This is a genomic window from Oleiphilus sp. HI0067, from assembly GCF_001635735.1.
This window is the reverse complement of the sequence record NZ_LWFI01001179.1, coordinates 1-1,241: the sequence shown is the minus strand read 5'-3', so window position 1 is coordinate 1,241 and position 1,241 is coordinate 1. Positions and strand designations below refer to the sequence as shown.

The window sequence follows — 1,241 nt, the reverse complement described above, 5'->3', positions numbered from 1 at the left end:
GATATGTTTGGGCTTTCCGTATTGCTCGACTAAAGCTTGACTGGCGGCGAAGGCTGGTTCTATATCAAAAAGCTTGATGCCAATCATGCCTGAGTCTTCGAGCGTCCCTAGACGAAAAGCAAAGTCGTAGTCGTCCTCAGTCAGGTTCTTTTTTTCAATAGAGGCATTTGAGTCAAAGCTCACTTTGGGATAGCGAGCAGTGAATTCACTTAGAACAGGAATAATAGGGGAAGAGGACAAGGCATTCGGGAATGTAATACGGATCTTGCCGACAGCCTCACCAGAAAATTCGCGCAGTTCGGTTTCAGCCTCATCCATCTTTTGCACAATCTCTTTGCATCTTTCCGAGTAAAGCTTTCCCGCTTCAGTGAGGTTTAAACATCGAGTTGTGCGGTCAAATAACTGGATACCGAGTTGTTCTTCTAACTGGGCAATGAGTTTGCTGATGGCTGAAGGAGATCGATGCAGTTGTTTAGCGGCTTTAGTAAAGCTGCCGTGCGTGACGACCGCATCGAATGCTTCGTAATTGTTCATTCCTCGTCCCTTTGTATATTGCAGAATTTTATTCACAAGTGTTGTGTCAAAAATTCGCTGTATTCATCAATGAATCATTCTCATACTAAATTCCTGATAGGAATTTAGTGATAACAAAAAATTGATAATGTGCTAGGTCACACAAAGGTCGAGTAGACATGGAATTAAACTCTCAACACATAAAAAGTGATAACAAAGAAACCTCGAATGCTGAGAGAAAAGAACATGCACTGAGACATTGGATTGCAAACAAAGAAACTGTTTGCCCTTATGCTCCGGGTGAAGCAAGTTACTATCAGCTCCCCAGTTCGTTGACCTTTGATAGGCAAGGCGCTGCATACCTCGCTGGAATTTTACGCGAGTTTTATTCTAAAACAGTTGAGGGAAAACCAATTGAACGTTTGATCTTAATACCTGCTCATGATTGGTCTAATCACGATGATGCAAGAGATTATGCAACTAAGGCATTTTGGTGCTTATCGATGGCTTATCACTTGCAAGCGAACGGAGGCAAAAGACAAGCAGCATCGATGTTCTTAAAACTCAAAAACTATATTTCATCGAATCAAGAGGAGGGTATTGCTAACCCTGTGATTGGTAAACTTCAAAACGACCGAACAAAAGCGCCGCATTCAAAATCGTTGTTTTGTACAGCATTTAACCCACTGTGCTACAGCAAGTCTTTTTATCGATATGCTCCACATAGC

Annotated in this window: 2 protein-coding genes; one reads left to right on the top strand and one right to left on the bottom strand. The window is 42.1% G+C overall.

Features of this window, described 5'->3' with window-relative positions:
- Positions 1-534: LysR family transcriptional regulator (locus tag A3739_RS17390; RefSeq protein WP_156502651.1), on the bottom strand; the 534-nt coding region annotated here is incomplete at its 3' end.
- A 158-nt stretch (positions 535-692) separates the two neighbouring features.
- On the opposite strand from A3739_RS17390, the gene A3739_RS17385 reads away from it, so the two are divergent.
- The coding region (locus A3739_RS17385; RefSeq protein WP_156502650.1) for a hypothetical protein at positions 693-1,241 on the top strand (549 nt) is incomplete at its 3' end.